The 1981-nt window shown below is 72.5% G+C and carries 1 protein-coding gene; it reads right to left on the reverse strand.

Annotated elements, in window-relative coordinates; translation table 11 throughout:
- Positions 1 to 1981 (reverse strand): transglycosylase domain-containing protein (locus tag GTQ99_RS22645; RefSeq protein ID WP_166617924.1); only part of this gene is annotated, 1981 nt, incomplete at both ends.

Raw genomic sequence — 1981 nt, forward strand, 5'->3', positions numbered from 1 at the left:
GGTGGGGGTGTCCGTCGGGGTGCCCGTGGGGCTGTCGGTCGGCGAGGACGTCGTGGTCGGCGAGGAGGTCGCCGTGGCGCTCGAGGAGCGGGTCGCGGTGGCGCTGGAGGTGCTCGTGGCGCCCCGGGAGGTGCCGACGTTCGCGCGGTCCGGGAAGTCGCTCTCCTCCGTGCCGGCGAGGGCGGCGCGCATGAAGGCCGTCCAGATGCGCACCGGGTAGGAGCCGCCGGTGACCTCGCGGCCGCCGAGGTCCAGCGACTCGTTGCTCGTGCCGTCGGGGCTGGTCTGGAACAGCGCGACGGAGGCGGCCAGGTCGGGGGTGAAGCCGGCGAACCACGCGGAGACGTTCTCGTTGGAGGTGCCCGTCTTGCCTGCCGCGGGGCGGCTCAGCCGCCGGGCGTAGGAGCCGGTGCCCGACTGCACGACCTGCTGCAGCGCGTAGGTCGCGTCGGCCGCCACGTCGGGGGCGATGGCCTGGGTGGTGGTCGGCGAGGCGGTGTAGGTCCGGGTGCCGGTGGAGTCGTCGATGCTGGCGATGGTGTGCCACTGGGTGCGCTTGCCCTGCGCGGCGAAGGTCGCGTACGCCTGGGTGACGTCGATGGGGTGCGGGGAGGAGGTGCCCAGCACGTTGGAGATGAACTGGTCGCCGCCGATGCCCGGGGTGTCCTCCGGGTAGCCCATCCGGACCGCGACGTCGCGGGTGGCCTCCGGGCTGACCTCCTCGTTGAGCTGGGCGTAGACGGTGTTGACCGAGTGCTCGGTGGCGGTCACCAGGTCGATGCGGCCGAACTGCTCGCCGCCGAAGTTGCGCACGGGCGTGCCGCCGAAGGTCTGCGGGCTGGAGCCGTTGAACGTCGTGCGCAGCGAGACGCCCTGCTCCAGGGCCGCGACCAGCGCGAACGGCTTGAACGTCGAGCCCGGCTGCGCGCGCGCCAGCCTCACGTCGTCGTACTGGTTGGCCAGGTAGTCGGCGCCGCCGTACATGGCCCGGACACCGCCGGTGGCGGGGTCGATGGCCGACAGCGCGACGTGGAAGCCCACCGGCAGCTCCTCGGGCAGCTGCTCCTGCACGGCCTCCACCGCGGCGGCCTGGGCCTCCGCGTCGAAGGTCGTCGTGATCCGCAGCCCGCCGCGCTCGATCTCGTCCTCGCTCAGGCCCACGGTCCCCGACAGCTCGTCCTGGACGGCCTTCAGCAGGTAGCCGTTGGTGCCCGACCACTGGTTGTCCTCGACGACCTCGATCGTCTCCGGCATCCCCGCGGCGGCGCGGTCGGCCGCCGAGAGCCAGCCCTCCTCGACCATGCCGTCGAGCACGTAGGAGACCCGGGAGGCGGCGGCAGCGGCCTGCTCCTCGCCCTTGCGGGGGTCGTAGTTGCCCGGCGCCTTGAGCAGGGCGGCCAGCAGCGCCCCCTGCGAGGGGGTGAGCTGGGAGACGTCGACGCCGAAGTAGGCCTTGGCGGCGGCCTGGACGCCGTAGGCGCCGCGGCCGAAGTAGACGGTGTTGAGGTAGTTCTCCAGCGTCTCGTCCTTGGACTGCTGCTGGTCGATCTTCAGGGCGAGGAAGAACTCCTCGGCCTTGCGGGTGTACGACTGCTCCGCGGAGAGGTAGTAGTTCTTCACGTACTGCTGGGTGAGCGTCGAGCCGCCCTGCTGCGAGCCGGTCTGCACGTTGTTCCACAGGGCGCGCGCGATGCCGGACGGGGAGACCCCGCGGTTCTCGTAGAAGCCGCGGTCCTCGGCGGCCAGGACGGCGTGCTGCACGTGCAGCGGCACCTGCTCGATCGTCACGTTCTCGCGGTTGCGGGCGGCGAAGGTGCCCAGCTGCGTGCTGCCGTCGGCGTAGTAGACGGTGCTGACCTGCGCGTCCGCGAGCTCGTTGGGGTCGGGCACGTCCACGAGGGCGTAGGCCGCGGCGAAGCCGCCGGCGCCCAGCACCAGGCCGGCCACGACGAGCCCCAGCAGCCACCGCAGGGCCCGGCGG

The organism is Kineococcus vitellinus (assembly GCF_009906315.1).
Taxonomy (GTDB): Bacteria; Actinomycetota; Actinomycetes; order Actinomycetales; family Kineococcaceae; genus Kineococcus; species Kineococcus vitellinus.